This is a genomic window from Chelativorans alearensis (genome assembly GCF_010993735.1).
In the GTDB taxonomy this organism is placed as follows: domain Bacteria; phylum Pseudomonadota; class Alphaproteobacteria; order Rhizobiales; family Rhizobiaceae; genus Chelativorans; species Chelativorans alearense.
Genome location: NZ_WQNI01000027.1, coordinates 14,006 through 32,482 on the forward strand (window position 1 = coordinate 14,006; position 18,477 = coordinate 32,482).

Sequence of the window (18,477 nt, forward strand, 5' to 3'; positions counted from 1 at the left end):
GGCTGCTCATAGGCTCCGACGTGGAACAGGGGACCGAGCTTGATCTTGAATCGACGGCTGCACTTTTACCACGATGCCTGTCGATAGACCTCGAGGTACAGCCGTCAACCGGCAAGATGGTCTCGTTTGCTGCTGTAAGGGGCGCCTCACGCGAAGCATTCGTGTTTCATCGAGGCCGCTTGACGGACGCACTGCTCCAACTGGACGATTTCGCAGAGACGGCGGGGTTCCTGCTCGGCCACAACATCCTCGCCTTCGACCTCCCGCACCTGGAAGCGGCGGCCAATGATCTGAGGCTCCTGCGGAAGCCGGCGATCGACACCTTATGGCTGAACCCTCTGGCGTTTCCAAAGAATCCCTATCATCACCTCGTCAAGCACTACCAGGATGGCCGGCTGCAGGGGGGCCATCTCAGCGATCCCGAACTCGATGCATGCCTCGTCCTGGATCTCGTGCAGGATCAGGCTACGGCCCTCGGCGCGCTCGACAGGCGCAACCCGGATCTCGCCGTCGCATTTCACTGGCTGACGACCACGGGCGCGCATGGGGAGGGATTCGATGCCTTTTTTCGCGCCGTGCGTCGGCAGGAGCGGCCAAAGGCACACAGCGCGACAAGCGCGGTCGACCGGCTTCTGGAGGGAGTTGCGTGCATTCATCAGGTGCCAACTCTCTTCGCATTCCATGAAACGCCCGGCTGGCCGCTCGCCTATGCCCTGGCCTGGATTTCGGTATCGGGTGGCGATTCCGTCATGCCGCCGTGGGTGCGGCATCAATTTCCCGCGGCGAGCGAAATCGTCCGAAGGCTGAGGGACACGCCATGCTCCGACCAAGCGTGTGCCTGGTGTCGCACGCAGAACGACCCGCAAGGCCAGCTCTCCAAATGGTTTGGCTTTCCCGGATTCCGTCCCGAGCCGAAGGACGAGGACGGCCGTCCGCTCCAGGAGAAGATCGTCGAAGCCGCCATCGAGGGTCAGAGCGTGCTCGGCATATTGCCGACAGGCACCGGCAAGTCCATCTGCTATCAGCTGCCCGCACTCGCCAAATTCGACAAGATCGGCGCCCTCACCGTGGTCATCTCTCCTTTGGTGGCTCTCATGACCGATCAGGTTGAGGGCCTGCGTCGGCAGGGAATCTCGTCCTGCGTCGCCATCAACGGACTTCTGTCCCTGCCGGAGCGGTCCGAGGCTCTCGACCGGGTGCGTCTCGGCGACGCCGCCATCCTGCTGATCTCGCCTGAGCAACTGCGTAACCCCTCCGTGCGCACCATCCTGAAGCAGCGCGAGATCGGCTATTGGGTGATCGATGAAGCGCACTGCCTTTCAAAATGGGGCCAGGATTTCCGCCCGGACTACCGCTACATCTCGCGATTCATTCGCGAGTACAGCGGCGACGGCCAGCTCGCCCCGCTCGTCTGCCTGACGGCGACGGCAAAACCCAGCGTGGTCCGCGATATCCTGGATCACTTCCAGAGCCGCCTCGGGGTCGAGCTTCGACTGATCAACGGCGGCGCCTTCCGCGACAACCTGGCCTTTGAGGTGATCGAGACGACCCAGCCGCGAAAGAACGGCGAGATCCTGGCGCTTCTTCAGAACGGATTGCATCCGGGCAACAGTTCCGGGGCCATCGTCTACTGTTCGACACGCAACGGCACGGAATCGGTCGCAGGCTTTCTCCGTGGCGTGGGCCTGCCCGCCGAACATTTCCACGCCGGCTTGAAGCCGGAAAGGAAGAAGGAGGTGCAGGAGCGCTTCCAGCGGGGAGAGCTGCGGGTCATCGCCGCCACCAACGCCTTCGGCATGGGGATCGACAAGCCGGACATCCGCCTCGTCATCCATGCCGATATTCCAGGCTCGCTGGAGAACTATGTGCAGGAAGCCGGCCGCGCGGGGCGGGACCGAAGGCCCGCCCGCTGCATCCTTCTCTTCTGCGGCGACGACATCGAGCGGCAATTCAGGCTGAGCGCGTATGCCCGGCTCACCAAGCGCGAGATCTCGGCCATCCTTCGCGCGCTTCGCCGGCTCGACTCGCGGACGAAGCGAACCGGCGGCGTCGTGGCGACGCCCGGCGAAATCGTCAGGCAAGAACTCGACCGCGAGTTCACGCGCGACAGCGCGACGGACGACACGCGCGTGAAGACGGCTGTTGCCTGGCTGGAAGAGTCGGCACTTTTGTATCGCGACGAAAACCGGGTCCGCGTGTTCCCATCCTGCCTCAAGGTGCCGAGCCTTGCCGCGGCGCAGGCGATCCTGGACCGCGCCGACCTCACGCCGGGCTACCGCTCGGCCCTCGTGAAGCTCGTTCAGCGGCTCATCGAGGCCGACCCCGATCAGGGCATCAGCACCGACGACCTGAGCGGAGCGTCCGGGCTGACAGGCCACGCGCTGAACAAGGCCCTCGCCGATCTCGAGCATCTCGGCATCGCCTCCAACGACACGAACATCACGGTCTTCCTGCATCTGGGCGTGGCGAACGGCTCGAGGCAGCGTCTGACCGCCGCCTGCGCGCTCGAGAAGGACCTGATAGACCGGCTCCGGGAATCGATGCCCGACACCGATACCCACGAGCGCTCCGTCCTGAACCTGAAAGCGGCCTGCCAGGAGCTGCGTGACCTAGGACATGCGTCCGTACGTCCCGATGTCGTGGAGCGCATCGTTCGCGGGCTCGCGCGCGATGGTCGCGACGAGAGCAAAGGCATCGGCAGCCTGGCCGTGCGCAAGCGGGACCGGGACCATCTTTCGATTGCCCTGCAGCGCGAATGGGGTGCACTCGCGCAGACGGCCGAGATTCGCCGAGCCGCATGCAACACCCTTCTGGCTTTCCTCGAGAGCCAAGCTGAGAAGGGTGCCCGGGGGAACGACATCCAGGTGGAGGCGACCCTCGGGGCCTTGACGGGAGCGTTGTCGGGCGATCTGGAGATCCGTGCTCACGTCCAGCATCTCTCCAAGCTGCTCAACAGGTCGCTTCTGTGGCTTCACGAGCAGGAGGTGCTGATCCTGGGCAGGGGCCTGACCGTTTTTCGCCCGGCGATCACGGTCAAGCTGGAGCCTGGATCGCGCTCCTTCAATCGGCCGGACTTCGAACCGCTGCGGATGCACTACGACGAGCAGACGCTCCAGATTCACATCATGGCCGAATATGCCCGGCAGGGCCTCGCCTCGATGGAACGGGCGCAGGCGCTCGTCGAGGACTATTTCACGCTCGAGCGCCAGGGCTTTCTCGACCGCTGGCTCGCCTCCCGAAGTGCCGAGCTGCGGCGGCAGACCAGTCCCGACTCCTGGCGTGCGATCGTCGAGAACCTGCGCAATCCGGTCCAGGCGCGCATCGTGGCCGACGACCGGGAGCTGACCAACGTGCTGGTCCTGGCCGGTCCCGGCTCGGGCAAGACGCGGGTTCTCGTCCACCGGATCGCCTATCTGGTTCGGGTCCGGCGCGAAAACCCGCGTGGAATCCTGTCACTCGCCTACAATCGCCATGCCGCAGTCGAGATCCGCACCCGCCTCGCTGAGCTCATCGGCGAGGATGCACGCGGGGTGACCGTCTGTACCTGCCACGGGCTCGCCATGCGCTTGGTTGGGGCCAGCTTTGCGGGCCGGATAGACCGGATGGACACGGCACGTTTCGATCAGGTGATGCATGAAGCCATCGCACTCCTGAAAGGCGAAGGGCTTTCGCGGGAAGAGGCCGAAGCGCAGCGCGAGACGCTGTTGGAAGGCTACCGGTGGATCCTCGTCGACGAATATCAGGACATCGGCGCGGAGGAGTATGCCCTCATTTCGGCCGTTGCCGGCCGGTCGATCGAGGACACCGACGCCCGCCTCAGCCTGTTCGCGGTGGGCGACGACGACCAGAACATCTATGCCTTTGCCGGTGCCTCGGTGGAGTTCATCCGGCGCTTCGAGGCGGATTACGACGCCCGCGCGAGCCATCTGATCGAAAACTACCGCTCCACCGCCAACATCATCCGGGCGGCCAACCTGGTGATCTCACCGGCGGCCGAACGCATGAAGGCCGGGCACGACATCGTCATCGACCGAAGCCGCCGGAATGCTAGAGAAGGAGGTCTGCTGGAAAAGCTCGATCCGATCGGGCGTGGACGCGTGCAGATCCTGCATGGCGGCGGGGACCGCTACGCTCAGGCAGTCCATGCCGTTGACGAACTGCAGCGGATCGCCGGCCTCACGCCGGACTGGGACTGGAGCAAGGCCGCGGTCATCGCGCGGGAGTGGTCGTTCCTCATGCCCGTCCGCAGCCATTGCGAGGCTCAGGGCATTCCGGTCCAGGCCGCAAGCGACGAACTGCCGAATTTCTGGCGCCTGCGGGAAACGCAGGCTCTGATCACCTGGCTGAAGGAGCGTTCAGCAGCGACGGTGAGCGTGGAGGTCATCACCGATTGGCTGGATCAGCGCGGATCGGACGGCTGGTGGACCACGCTCCGCGATGCCTGTGGTGAACTTGAGATCGAAGTTGGCGACGGCGAGATCTTCGTCAAAGATATTCTCGAGTGGCTGGCAGAATGGGGGCGCGAGCTCCGGCGAAAGCAGACAGGGCTCCTGCTGCTTTCCGCCCATCGGGCGAAAGGCCTAGAGTTCGACCATGTGGTCGTCCTCGACGGAAATTGGAACCGCAGATCTGGGACGGAAGACGCCGACGCGGCGCGCCGCCTCTATTATGTGGCGATGACGCGGGCAAAGCTGGGCCTGACGCTGATGTGCCACGATCTCGCCCGGCATCCGATCCTTACGTCCGTGCACGACCGAGCATTCCTGACCCGAGGCTCGGCAGCAGGGGCTCCCGACACATCCCGGTGCCACAACCACTACCAGACACTCGACATGAGCCAGATCGATCTGTCCTTCGCCGGTCGCCTTAAGACGGGACACCCGAGTTTGGCAGCCATCCGGCGGCTTCGTGTTGGCGACGAAGTCAAGCTCGATCGGGCGGGGAACCGATGGTTGTTACTGGATCGGGAGGGCAATACGGTCTCTCGTCTCTCCCAGAGCTACAAGCCACCGGAACAGGCGGTTTTCGCCAGGGGCCAAGTTGTGGCCGTCACCGTCCGCCGCCGCGAGGATTCCGACGCACAATACCACGCGACCCTTCTCCAGGATCAGTGGGAGGTCGTCGTTCCCGAACTGGTCTTCGAGAAATGAATGAGCGATTCGACGGGGCCATTGATCTGGCATGGAGACGGTGTGACGAAGGTCTATCCCGGGAGAATATTCATTGTAGGGACTTTGGGACATTGAATTCCACACGGCGAGTGTAGTTCTTATCCTGCGGGTATCCCTGCTGGCGGGCGCCATTCCCTCCTGAACTTTCCTGGGAATCTCGGCGGGTTCGAAGTTGGTTCCAGCCACGCTCGTCAGCAACTGATATCATCGTATAAGCACCTCCCGCAGGGCAACCGCTACGAGAACGAAACCTGCGACCGCTTCGACCGTCCGCGTGAAGGCGGCGATGAGCCTAGGTCGCGTCTCCAGCAGCCGCGTCACCTGTTGACGGAAAAACACGGCGGTCACTGCGACAAGAGATAGTGTCGCCGCCACGCCCGCCATCATGGCAACGGCAAAGGCGATGCCCGCCTCAGGCACCCCGCGCGCGACCGCGAAGGTCATCACGAACGTCGTCAGCGGACACGGGATCAGTCCCGCCATGAAGCCCACAGCGGCTCCCTCTCGAGCACCGTGAACATGGTTTGCGCGCCTCAACGCCCGCCATAGCATCCACAGGCCGATGACACCGAGGAGGCCGCGGCTTAAGTCCTCGAGCAACGGTGCCCGGCCGACACTTCCGAGCGCAATCGACACCAGGGGAAGAGATAGCAGCACGATCAGGACGGCCATGCTCACATGCGTGAAAGACAGCGCCAGCGAAACCATCAGGCTGCGCGCCATTCCCGTGGACGATCCCGCGAGGTAGGTGGCAAGCACCGACTTGCTGTGTCCCGGGGTCATGGCGTGGACGGCGCCGAACACGATGCCCATCGGCAGGAAGGCGCCGAGCGCAGCCCAGCTGCCGCCGCTGGCAAACGCGCCTATACGGTCGGCGAACGTCAGATAGATCTCGCGTTGGACCTCAATAACCCATTGCAGCATACAGACCCAATCGTCACTCCTTACAGGTCATGGCTCGCGCGGCCATTGCGGATGCAGATCGTCGATGACAAAGGCGTGAGCATGGCGACGCTCCCCGCGCCGCGATCCTTCCGCCCAATGCGGATCGTCCTGGGCAAGGCCGGGATGCCGGTGCTCGACGACTTCCGGTTCGGAAGCCGGCCACACGAGGGCTGCTGTCACGAGGGCGGCGGCCGCGATCGCGGCCAGGACCAGGAACGTCGCGGTGAGCCCGACAGAGGCGCCGAGCCATCCGGCCAGCGGATAGGTGACGAGCCAGCAGGCATGTGACAGCGCGAACTGTGCCGCGAACAAGGCGGGCCGGTCTTCAGCATGCGAGGAACGCCGCAGCAACCGGCCCGACGGCGTCTGGGCCGCAGAATAGCCGAGGCCGATAACGAACCAGAGCAGCAGAAGGACCTGGTAGCCCGAGACGACGGCCCCTGCCACGAGACCGAGCGCCATGAGCAGCACGCCTGCCAGCATCGCCACACGGTCGGGTATGACTTCGAGCAGCCTTGGCAGGGCGAGTGCGGCGACCATCGACCCGCCGCCGAACGCCGCCAGCGCCAGCGCGGTCGCGCGCTGAGACAGGGCGAACTCGCCCTGCACGATGACCACCGTATTGACGATCGCCATCGCACCGGCGGCGGCGACCGCCATATTGACCGCAAGCAGGCCACGCAGCCTCGGCGTGGCGAGATAGATGCGGGAGCCGCGCGTGGTCCGCTCATAGATGGGGCGCGGCGCGGACGGCCTGGGGCTCGGGAGCAGAACCGAGACGACCAGAGCGGCCGATGCCAGGAAGCCGATCACGGTGCCGGCAAAAAGCGCATGAAAGCTCACAACCGTCAGCAGCGCGGCGGCGAGCATCGGGCTGAGAAGGCTTTCCAGATCGTAGGCCAATCGCGACAGGGAGAGTGCCCGCGTGTAGTCCTTCTCCTTGGGCAGGACGTCCGGAATGGTCGCCTGGAAGGTCGGCGTAAATCCCGCCGATGCCGATTGCAGCAGAAAGATCAGCACATAGACCTGCCAGACCTCGGCAACGAAGGGCAGCAGCACCGCGACGCCCCCGCGCACAAGATCAAGACTGACAAGCACGGCCCGCCGGGGCAACCGCTCGGCGAAGGCGGCGGCGATAGGCGCGACGCCGACATAGGCGATCATCTTGATCGCCAGCGCGGTTCCCAGCACCACGCCCGCCTCGCCGCCGGCCAGTTCGAACGCCAGAAGGCCAAGCGCGACCGTCGCCAGCCCGGTGCCGATCAGCGCGATCACCTGCGCGGCGAAGAGATGACGATAGGTGCGATTTGCGAGAATGCCGAGCACTGGGGCGTCCTAGAGGTACTTGGTGATCTCCTTGAACTCCGCGATCGAGCGCTGCTGCCCGGCGGGCAAGGCCTTCGCGGCATCGCCGAGGCAGTGATCGAGATGGTCACGGATGAGCGTCTTCTTGGCCTGACATATGGCCTTTTCGACTGCGTGCAGCTGCTGGGCGAGTTCAAGGCAAGGCCGTCCGCCTTCGATCATCGCGACCACGCTGCGCAGATGGCCTTCAGCGCGCTTCAGGCGCTTGACGATGGCGGGATGGGTGGAGTGAAGCGTTTCTAGCATGCCTCACTCTATCCTCCCCTGGGGGATACAGGCAAGGCTTAGGAGATGCCAGGCAGGAGGCTGCGGCACTCTGCTGCGGCCCCCAAAAAGATTATCCTCCGTGTACGGAGCGAACGATGCCCGCGAGATTGAAGGTGTGTGCCAGGAAAAGCAGTCCGGCGATAATGGCCAGGGTTTTATCGTCTATGACTTTCATACGGCCCATAGCCTCAACCCCTCTCAATAAAAAAAGCGAGTACTCACTTTTTTTATTGAGAGTCAACGCCGGTGAGACAGATCAGCGCCTATCTCCTTCCGCTCTTCCGGCGGCTTGATGTGGCGGAACCGCGCGAGCAGCAGCAGGTCATAGATTATCTTGAGCGCACCGCAGATCAGGAGCGGCCAAGCCTTGTAAGATGCAGCGAACAAGGCGCCGGCCAGGGCGGGACTGGCGGCCGCGGCGAGGCTGCGGGGGACGGAGGTGAAGCTCGCGGCGGCGGCGCGCTCGGCCTCCGTCACCACGGCCATGACGTAGGACGAGCGTGTCGGCACGTCCATCTGGGAAAGCGCGGCCCGGATCAGCAGCAGGGCAAGGGCAATGCTCAAGTTCGGCGCGAGCGCCGCCAGCATCAGGGCAATGCTAGAGGGAATGTGGGTGAATACCATCGTGTTGACGAGCCCGATGTGCCGCGACAGCCAGGCGGCGACGGGAAATGAGAAGGCCGACAGCACGCCTGACCAGAAGAAGAACACACCCGCAGCTGACAGCGACAGGTCGAACCGCTCGAACAGCCACAGCGCCAGCAGCGACTGCACGACGAACCCGCCGGCGAAGGCATCGAGGCTGAAGAGTGCCGCGAGCCTGAAGACGATGGCGCGGGAGGGACCGAGCGCGGCGGCCGCCTCGCTTGCGGGCGGGCGCTTCGGGATGCGTGCATAGAACAGGCCGCCCAGGAGCCCGACAACCGCATAGAGGACGAACATCAGCTTGATCGCCATGAGCTGGCCGAGGCCGACGGTGGTCATCACATCGGGAATGGCCGAGGCGAGCGCGCCGACGGCACTTGCGAGCGCTCCTACCAAGCTGTAGCGGGCGAACATCCTCGTCCGATTGGCGTCACTCACTTCCCGCGTCAGCGCCGCATGCTCGATCGGCACAAACACGCTCACGCTGCCGGCAGACGGGTTGATCGTGCCGGCGAAGGCCACGACTAGGAGCAGCGCATAGTCGTGAACAACGGCAAAGGCGACGCCGGTAGCGATCATCAGGCTCGCGGCCGCCAGCAGCAGCTGACGATGATCGAAACGCGCGCCGAGGAAGCCGACTCCGATAGTGAGTAGCGCAGAGCCGAGCAGCGAGGCGGTGGCGATGACGCCGACCTCAAGCGGGCTGAAGCCGAGCGCAAGCAGATAGACCGGCAGGAGGATGGCCACGAAGCCGTCGCTGAAATCGCGCAGTGCCCGCGCCGTGAAGAGACAGTTCGCAGGGTGGAGCCACGGGCGCGGCCGAGCGTCCGTTCGGGTGTCAGAGGAGTCCATAGGCGAGCCCCGCAAGGGAACAGGCGGCAAGCACCTTCAACATGCCGACCTTAAAGCGGAACACGGCGACCAACGCGCCGAGGGTAAGCACGAGCGAGGCCGCATTCACCGAGCTCAGGATCGGCACATCGATACCCATGCCGAAGCCGCTCACCTCGATCAGCTCGCCGAAGAGTACGTGCAGCCCGAACCACACCGCGAGATTGAGGATGACGCCGACGACGGCGGCGGTGATCGTTGCCAAGGCGGCCGAAAGCGCTCGGTTGCTGCGCAGCGCCTCGACATAGGGCGCGCCGAGGAATATCCACAGGAAGCAGGGCGTAAAGGTCACCCAGGTGGTGAGAAGCCCGGCGAGCGTGCCGGCCACCAGCGGATCGAGCGAACCAGGCGCACGGAAGGCGCCCATGAACCCGACGAACTGCGTAACCATGATGAGCGGCCCGGGCGTGGTCTCGGCCATCCCAAGCCCGTCCAGCATCTCGCCGGGCTGGAGCCACTGATAGGTCTCCACCGCCTGCTGCGCGACATAGGCGAGAACGGCATACGCGCCGCCGAAGGTCACCACGGCCATCTTGGAGAAGAAGACGGCGATGTCGGCAAAGACATTGCCGGGACCGAGCGCGGCTAGCAGGGCTGCGACCGGCGCAAGCCACAAAACCAGGAAGACACTCGCGATCTTCAGCGCCCAAGCCACGGAAGGCCGCGCATGGGTCGGGATCGTCTCGCCGAGGATGCTGTCGGCATCGGCAATCTGCCTGTCGCCCACCTTGCCGTGCCCGTTGGCGGCGAGGAAGGGGGCGAGGCCCGCGCGGCCGCCGGCAAAGCCGATCAGGGCCGCCGTCAGGATGATCAGAGGAAACGGCACGTGGAAGAAGAAGATGGCGATGAAGGCGGCGGCCGCGAGCGCCACCATGACGTTGTTCTTGAGGGCGCGTCTGCCCACACGTACCACGGCCTCGAGTACGATGGCGAGCACCGCCGCCTTCAGCCCGAAGAACAGCGCCTCGACGGCGCCGACATTGCCGAACAGCGCATAGATCCAGCTCAGACCCATGATGGCGATGACGCCCGGCAGCACGAACAGGATGCCGGCGACGAGCCCACCCTTGGTCTTGTGGAGGAGCCAGCCGATATAGACGGCGAGCTGCTGCGCCTCCGGTCCCGGCAGAAGCATGCAGTAGTTGAGCGCGTGCAGGAAGCGCGTCTCGCCGATCCAGCGCTTCTCCTCAACGATGATCCGGTGCATCACGGCGATCTGCCCGGCCGGGCCGCCGAAGGAGAGCGCCGCCACTCGAGCCCAGACGCGGACGGCCTCTCCGAAGGGGATGCCGTGGTCGGGCGCATCGTCGCGCTCGATGGATTGCGTGTTGTTGCTTGCGAGCTTGTTCATCAATCCATCCCTGCGCGTCACCGGCGCTTCTTGCGGAAATACTGGTAAAGGTTATCGAAGACGGGTGCTCCCTCGATAAGTCCTAGCATGACCCGTCGGGGGAGTTCGAATAAACGACCGCTGTTAAGGGACGCGGTGGATACGAAGAAATGGCGCAACCACGGCCTCCAGCGTGGTCGCTGCGATGTCTGCTTTCAAGAAGTGGCAAAGTTGATCTCCACTGGAGGCATGGGCGGATCGCCTTGGCGTCCGACCATCCCGCCCAGCGGATGACCAGTACGCGTTAGGCAGCGGTCACTCTTCGGGACTCCCGCAGAAGCTTTACCGCAATCAAGACGCACAGGCCGTAGGCCGATGCGCCTGCAAGGACCTCCAGGAGAAACACGGCCCCGCGATTGAACGTGTGGGACCCGAGGACGTTCTCAATTGCAAGAACGACGAAGACCATCACCATGAGAGGCCATAGGGCGGTGGCAGCAGCGTTGCGGGCGACGCCGTACCAGTTCACCCCGCCATAGCTGATCTGCAGCTTGATCGTCGTGATGAGTGCGAATCCCGCGCCAAGAACCTGGCCTAGAGCCAATGGGATCAGACCGAATGGCGCAAATATTACGACAAGCGTGAGCGCAACTGCCATGTTCAAGATCGTGATGGGAAGCCTTTTGTGCACGTTTCCCGCAACCGATAGAAGCGGTTCCGTGATATAGCCGGGCGTGAGAATCAGTTGTTTCAGACACAAGATCGAGACGACGACTGCCGCAGGCATCCAGTTCTCTCCAAGCGCGAAATATATCACGTCTTCCGACACCAGTGCCAGGCCGAGATAGACTGGAGCAGCAAGCGCGAGCAACGTAACGAGGAACCTGCCGTTTGCTCCCGCTCGAGATTCGTGACCATCGTTGTGCGCCTGCTCATTAGCGCGCTTGAACACCACCCACCCTAGAGCCCGCGCTGGCTCGCCGACAAGTTCTGAAATTGCAGCTACAACTCTCTCGGCGGCGCGGTAGTAACCGGCTTCCGCCATGCCGAGAAAGCCGCCAACCGCCAGGGTTCCCGAGTACGACCAAAGGAAAACGATCAATCTGTTTGCAAGGATGTGCTGCGAGAATGCTAGGACTTCCGTCATGGACGAGTGGGACAAGACCAGGCGGGGCATGCGGTCGACTGCGCGAGCCGTTCCGATCAGCACGATCACCTGTATGATGATCCTGCCTGCAACCAGGCCAAAGACGTTCAGCCCGGCCAGCAACGCGAAGATGGTCGCGACAATCCCTGTTGCTTCCGCGGTAACCCGGATCATCGCTTGCTTGCGCAATTCGCCGCGGCAGACGAGCGTCCCGTGATAAGCGGTCGTCAGGGCAGCCGGCAAAATGCAGAAGCAAAGCAATCCAAGCAGAAGACCATGCCAATGGCTGAACTCGAAATATACGACCGCCGAAGTTGCCATTCCAAGTGCGGTGAAAATAAATCCGCTGATCAGCGCTATTGTGGATACTTGGTCAAATCGTTCGCGATCGTCGCTCGATTTCATAATGAATTCCGCCCACCCGCCTTCAGCGAGGACGACGAGAAAAATTCCGATTGCGGAGGTGAACGCGAAGGTGCCGAACTCGGTCGGGCTGAGGAAGCGGGCAGCGACGAAGATTGTGGCAAGCTGAGCCAGTTGAGAGGCAGCTTTTGAGAAGGCAATCCATACACCGCCCCCGATAAGCGACCAGTCCGAACCTAAGACGCCGAACCGGCGAGCACTTTCGATCGCCTTCTCAAAAACCATGACTACGCCTTCAAAACATTGCCCCGCGTAAGGCCCAAGGTTCTCATCAGTTTGAATCAGGGCCCGGAGCGGCGGAAAATGACCGAATAGCGCAGTTCCCAGCCGGGCAGGTTGCGATCCACTGGCTCAAGTCCCCAGCGGAACCATGGCCAGCCTCGCTTCGACGTATCCGCCCTCCAAATCTCATCCATTCGATCAAGGACGGGGAGGAAGCCTGAATCCTTCAGGATGTCCGTCTTCAGATCGAGATCGATCCCCTCCACCACGAGATATCCGCCCGGACGAACCATGCCCATGATATTGCGCAGGCATTCCTCAGCGACCGCGTCGGGCATGGCGCCCAATACGTTGTTCGCCATCACGACGTCTTGAGGTCCAAGCTCTTCCGTGAGTTGGCCATCACAGGCGTCGGCGACGATCCAGCGAATGCCTTCCCTCAGCCGGTCTCTCACAAGGAACATGCCGTTAGGTTGCCGCTGGAGGATGCCTCCCAGCACCTCGATTTCCTCCTTGGTGACCTCAGGCCGCCCGGCCTCGTAAAGGCTGTCTTGCACCGCCGGGATATCCGATCGATAAATTCCTTTCTTGGCCACCTCGACCGCCGCCGCAGATATATCGGCGCCACAGGCCAGTATTCGAAGATCAGGGCGGGCTTCGCGCAAAACATAGAGGGCGGAGTAGAGCTCCGCGCCGGTGCTGCACCCAATCGAGGAGAGTTTCACAACAGACCCCTGCGGAATAGCCGACATCGAGTCGGCGAGCACCTCGAGTAGCGGTGGATTCCTTAGGAATTTGGTGTAGTGGGATTGTATCAGCATCGAACCGCGGGTGTATTTTCTGTAGATCAGGCGTCCCACCCAGTTCATGATGGAAGTTTCCTGAACCCTCGTGGGAATAGTGTCCCAAATTGCGCGGGCTATATGGCGCGGCGTCCGATGGGTTGGTTTGGTTACATGTTCAGCACTTGCTAGCATAACGTACACGCCCTCTTGACCATGGATGAGGGGTAAAGTCTTCGTGGAACCATCGGACGGACGTGCCCCCCGGAAGTGGTCGAGATGACCGCCTCTGATCTGGCGCTCCTTCAGGACATGTCGCCAACAAGGCAGCTTCCTTTTCAGGTCCGAGATCGAAAGACTTTCACCAATGCGCGTCGAGTAATCTCAGCGCGCGTCGACACGGCTATCGCCGTGTGGCCAAGGGTCGGGCTGCGGGGGGCGATCAGGCTTGAGTGCGACGTTGGAACTCAGCCGCATGACGAAACGGAGAATCCTGAGAGATGTTGTAGGAAATATCATGATTGAAGCATAGATAAGACCGCCTACTGCATGGCAAAGCGGCATGCAGCAGGCGCCGCCTTCGGACTCCTCGCAATCATGTGTTGTCGATCCATGATCGTCTTCATGCGCATGGCCCGTCGAAACGAACGCGGACAATGCGACAGCTGTAATGTCTTGCTGAGCATGGGAGGGCTTCGATAATGACAAGGAAAGAGAATAGCTTGCGAGCGTCAACGCGACGAGCATTATCAGCCTAAAAAGCCTTGTGAGATTTCCGTTCTTCGCCCATCTCTGCTGCATGTATCCATTCAAGGTCACATGCAATGCACCGTCAAATACAAATGGGGATCGGAAAATACTCAAAAACGCGTAGCAATTTATTCTTTTGCGGTTACGAGCCTCCATTAGAGGAAACTACCGGGGGCCAGGTCATTGCGACTCTGGTATCCATTCTTGGTGTGCGGAGGTGGCCTGAACGACCAACATGGGGCGGATTTTGCTCTCTAATGAGTCAAGGGCGGCGGTTCGGTTATGAGCGTTATCGACGCCTGCGGGTGCCTGCTTCTTTACGTGCTCATGTGGCACTTGATGGGGGCAGCTAGGTTTGAAACGGCTTGGTTGAAACCGCCGTGGGCCGATGCGATCGGCTGCGAGCTACAGTATCCGCGCCGTCTGGCCCTTTCAGGGAGGCATGCCGTCTCATCCGACAGGTGGATAAATCCCTTGGTGCAAATTGCCGTTGCGCTGCCTGACGTCACGGGCTCGATCCGGCCGTCGACGGCACAAAACGCCAGCGACCACTTGAGGGGAATTGATCGACTGCCAGGGCGGGCGAAATGCCCGCTGGCGCAAGTTTGGTTGTTTTGGCGACTGCGCCTTGGCGCTTGTTCTTGCTCGCAGCCACCGTGTGTGCATTCATTGCGCTGGGATCGTGGGGATCAAGGCGAGAACACCGGTGTTGTTCCGAATGGGCTTGATCCGCTCGTCGGAGTAATCGGTAAGCATGTCGCGTAATTCGCTCAAGGACCTATCGCCAGATCCAAGTCTCACGAAACGTGACAAGGGTACGCAAGAAGCAAGTCGATCGAAACGGCATGCTCAGTCGCGCTCGATATCGGCACACCTTCTGAGGCTGGGAGGGGCCCTGGTTTTGCCGATCCTCATTTTCGCCGGCGTGCTGGCGTGGTATTATGTGATCGCCCAGCGTGATCGGATCGACGAAAGCGTGGTGTCGGCGGCGCGGGAGCTTTCGATCGCCGTCGACCGGGAGCTTGGCTCCCACATCCTCATGCTACAGTCGCTGGCGACCGCGCCCGAACTGCAGAGAGGCAATATCGAAGTCTTCTATCGTAGGGCACACCGGATCTACGATGCCTTGGGCATCAATATCGTCCTGCGAGCGCCCGGCGAACCGCTGCAGCTGATGAACACTTCCGTGCCGTGGGGATCGCCGCTTGCGGGCGGGAACCCGGATATCCCGCAATTCGAACAGAAGGTCCGTCGCACCGGGGAACCGGCCGTTTCAAACCTTATCAAGGGGCCCGTACATGGGCTGTGGGTTGTCGTGGTCATGGTACCGGTGCTGAAGGATGGCGAGGTCGTCTACTTTCTCTCGGTCGGCGTTCCCGCAGCGCAGCTCGTAGATGTCCTCAAACAGGTGAACTTACCTGCCGGGCGGTTCGCCGTGATCGTGGACGGCAACAACACCGTCGTTGCCCGCTCTGCCCAACATGAAAGGTTTGTCGGCACGCCAGCGCCTCCCGGAACCATCGGCCAGGCGCCAGGCGCAGAGGGAATCCGGATCGGCCCGAACCTGGAAGGTATAGACTTCAGAACAGCCTACGCCAGACCTCGGGTCGCCGACTGGGTCGTGGCGGTGGGCGCTCCAGTGTCACTCCTCAACGCGCCTCTCCGCAGTGCGTTGCTGACCTTGGCTGTCATCGGCATTATGCTGGTGATCCTGGCGACCGGTCTTGCTTATCGAATAGGCCGGACGCTTTCGCAGGCGATCCACAGCCTGGAAAGCGCGGGGGCCGCGGCAAGCCGCCAGGAGGAGATCGTTCCGGTCGAGACCGCCGTCGAAGAGGTGAACAAGGTCGGACGAGCGCTTTCGGCAGCGGCTCGTCGGGTTCGTCAGCGTGAAGCACATCTGCAATCGATCCTCGACACGGTGCCCGATGCGATGGTGGTGATCGACGAGCGGGCGACCATCCGTTCCTTCTCCTCCGCGGCCGAACGCCAATTCGGCTATACGGCGGACGAGGTGTTTGGCAGGAACGTGTCGATGTTGATGCCGTCGCCTTATCGCGAGGAACATGATGGCTATGTCGCCCGCTATCTCGCCACTGGCGAGCGGCGCATCATTGGCATCGGCCGGATCGTGTCCGGAGAGCGGAAGGATGGCTCCAGCTTTCCGATGGAACTCAATGTCGGAGAAATGAAGAGTGGTGAACAACGCTTCTTCACCGGCTTCATCCGTGACCTAACGGAGCGCCAGGAGACACAGACGAGGCTGCAGGAGCTGCAGACCGAGCTGATCCATGTCTCGCGCTTTACGGCGCTCGGTGAGATGGCGTCAAATCTTGCGCATGAACTGAACCAGCCGATGGGTGCGATCTCCAACTATTTGAAGGGATGCCGACGCCTTCTGACAGCTGATCGCCCGCCGCCGAAAGAAATGCTGGTGGACGCACTTGACCAGGCTGCGGAGCAAGCGATCAGGGCAGGCCAGATCATCAACCGCCTGCGCGAGTTCGTGAAGAGCGGCGAAAGCGCCCGATCGATCGAGAACATCTCGAAGATCATCGAGGAGGCAGGGGCGCTTGCACTTGTCGGCGCCAAGGAACGCGCCATTATCGCACGCTACAATCTTGATCCGAATGCGGGTCTCATTCTTGCCGACAGGATTCAGATCCAGCAGGTCATGGTCAATCTGATACGCAATGCCGTGGAGGCGATGGAGGAGAGCGACCGGCGAGAACTGACCATAGCGACAGCTCTACGGGATGACGATTTCATCGAGGCGAGCGTCGCAGACACCGGCCCGGGTCTCGACAAGGAGGTGGCCGCCCAACTGTTCCAGCCATTCGTCACCTCGAAAGCACATGGTATGGGCATGGGGCTGTCAATCTGCCGAACGATCGTGGAAGCCCATGGCGGCCGCATTTGGGCTGAGCCGAATAGGCCGGAAGGAATGGTCTTTCGGTTCACACTGCAGCGAATGAAGGAAAATGATGCCTGACGCCGTTCGTATTCACATCGTCGACGATGACCAGGCAATGCGAAGCTCGCTGGTCTTCCTGCTGGGGTCGGCGTCGCTCGAAGCGGAGCCTCATGAATCGGCCGAATCCTTCCTGGCCGTTCTCCCATCGCGGAACGCCAGGTGCGTGGTTACCGACGTTCGCATGCCCGGCATGAACGGACTGGATCTGGTTCGCCGCGTTCAGCAGATCGACAAGGATCTGCCTGTCATCGTCATCACCGGCCAATCGGATGTGAGCCTGGCGATCGAGGCCCTGCAGGCGGGTGCTTTCGACTTCATCGAGAAACCGTTCGAGGACGAGCGCATCATCGCCGCGGTGCGGTCTGCTCTCGACCGCCGATCCGACGATTGGCAGAAGAACAAGGCGGACGCGGTCGCGCGGCTGGAGCAACTGACCGAGCGGGAAAGGCAGGTGCTCGACGGCCTGGCCGCGGGGCACGCGAACAGCGTTATCGCCGACCGCCTCGGGATCAGCCGGCGGACGGTCGAGGTCCACCGGGCAAAGGTGATGGAGAAGCTGCACGCCTCAACCCTGTCGCAAATTATCCGATTGACCCTCGTCTCGCGCGGCGGCAGCGGAACCGGGTAGGCCCACTGCCTCGGTTTTGGTCAGTCGCCGCTGGGCATCTCATGGCCTGATCGACTCGATAGCTTCCAGCAGGGCATCGATATTGATCGGCTTCTCGAAGAACGCCAGCGCATCAAGGTGGGCCGCCTCGTCACGGAGTTTATCGGACGGTCGGCCGGTCACGAGCACGGCCGGGATTGATGAGCCGGAGGCGCGCAGCCGCCCGAGCGTCTCCAGACCACTCGCGCCCGGCAAATTAACGTCGAGGATCAGGCAACTGCGGGGATCAGGCAGCTCTTCCGCCATGTCCTCCGCTGATGCGAAATCCTTGACTGTATAACCATAGACCTCCAGCACCATTCTCAGGGAATGGCGGGTTGCCCTATCGTCCTCGACGATCAGGATGGTCGGCTTCAAGGCAGCACCTCGCATTGCATGGTGCAGGATCGGACTTGCAGCCCGCGATCGCCATGATCCAGATCAACGCTCGTCGCCATCCACGACGCGCGTTCGCGGCGGCGCGAACATACGCTCGACGGTTTCAGACCACACGACCCGTGCCGGATATTGCAGTCAGCACACTAGCAGAGCTGAACGGAACCAGGGTCCAGGAGAAGCACAGCTTAGGCGAAGACCCTGCCGACAGGGAATTCGATCACATTGCTGTGAGGCCGCATCGGCCGTATCTCATCAGGCGCTTGGTAGGGCGCCCGCCTTTTCGATCGAACCGCCGCAAGATCGAAAACCTTCCGCTGATGCGGCCGACTCAGTGGTTTCGGCAGGGCGATATCGATCTCGGAGAGGCGTGTGACAACTGCGGAGAACGGCACGCTGAACTTCGTATGTCCTTCCTGGTCCAAGGCATCGGCGAGGTCGTGTCCCAGCCCGTGGTGTAGGTGCGGCGGTGACGAAGCCGCTCGCGCGCGCGCCCTCAACCGCGCTGTAGCGAGCGAGCGGC

At 62.3% G+C, this 18,477-nt stretch carries 11 protein-coding genes; 3 read left to right on the forward strand and 8 right to left on the reverse strand.

The genetic code is table 11. The features are described 5' to 3' along the window. Positions 1-179: 179 nt before the first annotated feature. The gene (locus GPJ75_RS26515) at positions 180-5,150 is read left to right on the forward strand and encodes a RecQ family ATP-dependent DNA helicase (protein ID WP_246249312.1); all 4,971 of its coding nucleotides are present in this window, start codon (positions 180-182) and stop codon (positions 5,148-5,150) included. Positions 5,151-5,375: 225 nt separating this feature from the next. On the opposite strand, the gene GPJ75_RS26520 is transcribed toward GPJ75_RS26515, so the two are convergent. The 7 genes from GPJ75_RS26520 to GPJ75_RS26550 all read right to left on the reverse strand — a co-directional run bounded on the left by GPJ75_RS26520 (position 5,376) and on the right by GPJ75_RS26550 (position 13,275). Beyond that, the gene (locus GPJ75_RS26520) at positions 5,376-6,095 is read right to left on the reverse strand and encodes a HoxN/HupN/NixA family nickel/cobalt transporter (RefSeq protein WP_163273079.1); all 720 of its coding nucleotides are present in this window, start codon (positions 6,093-6,095) and stop codon (positions 5,376-5,378) included. Between the two features lie 27 nt (positions 6,096-6,122). Continuing rightward, positions 6,123-7,442, reverse strand: coding sequence for an MFS transporter (locus GPJ75_RS26525; RefSeq protein ID WP_163273081.1), 1,320 nt, complete (start codon positions 7,440-7,442; stop codon positions 6,123-6,125). A 9-nt stretch (positions 7,443-7,451) separates the two neighbouring features. Then, positions 7,452-7,727, reverse strand: a complete 276-nt coding sequence (locus tag GPJ75_RS26530; RefSeq protein WP_163273083.1) for a metal-sensing transcriptional repressor — start codon at positions 7,725-7,727, stop codon at positions 7,452-7,454. A gap of 258 nt (positions 7,728-7,985) precedes the next feature. Further along, complete coding sequence (locus GPJ75_RS26535; RefSeq protein WP_163273085.1) at positions 7,986-9,245, reverse strand: MFS transporter; 1,260 nt, start codon at positions 9,243-9,245, stop codon at positions 7,986-7,988. After that, the gene (chrA, locus tag GPJ75_RS26540) at positions 9,232-10,635 is read right to left on the reverse strand and encodes a chromate efflux transporter (protein ID WP_163273087.1); all 1,404 of its coding nucleotides are present in this window, start codon (positions 10,633-10,635) and stop codon (positions 9,232-9,234) included. Before chrA ends, GPJ75_RS26535 begins: the two co-directional genes overlap by 14 nt. Positions 10,636-10,918: 283 nt before the next feature. After that, positions 10,919-12,409: an oligosaccharide flippase family protein gene (locus GPJ75_RS26545; RefSeq protein ID WP_163273089.1), complete on the reverse strand. Its 1,491-nt coding sequence runs from the start codon at positions 12,407-12,409 to the stop codon at positions 10,919-10,921. A 56-nt stretch (positions 12,410-12,465) separates the two neighbouring features. Next, a complete protein-coding gene (locus tag GPJ75_RS26550; RefSeq protein WP_246249314.1) occupies positions 12,466-13,275 on the reverse strand; it encodes a CheR family methyltransferase in 810 nt (269 codons plus the stop codon). 1,417 nt (positions 13,276-14,692) lie between these two features. Here GPJ75_RS26550 and GPJ75_RS27515 point away from each other — a divergent pair. Together GPJ75_RS27515 and fixJ are read left to right on the forward strand one after the other, a co-directional pair. After that, positions 14,693-16,930, forward strand: a complete 2,238-nt coding sequence (locus tag GPJ75_RS27515) for a sensor histidine kinase (RefSeq protein ID WP_246249315.1) — start codon at positions 14,693-14,695, stop codon at positions 16,928-16,930. Beyond that, positions 16,923-17,540, forward strand: coding sequence for a response regulator FixJ (gene fixJ, locus GPJ75_RS26560; RefSeq protein WP_163273093.1), 618 nt, complete (start codon positions 16,923-16,925; stop codon positions 17,538-17,540). The genes GPJ75_RS27515 and fixJ overlap by 8 nt, the downstream gene beginning before the upstream one ends. Before the next feature lie 39 nt (positions 17,541-17,579). Here the strand turns inward: fixJ and GPJ75_RS26565 are convergent, their stop codons facing one another. Next, the gene (locus GPJ75_RS26565; RefSeq protein WP_163273095.1) at positions 17,580-17,936 is read right to left on the reverse strand and encodes a response regulator transcription factor; all 357 of its coding nucleotides are present in this window, start codon (positions 17,934-17,936) and stop codon (positions 17,580-17,582) included. Positions 17,937-18,477 lie beyond the last annotated feature (541 nt).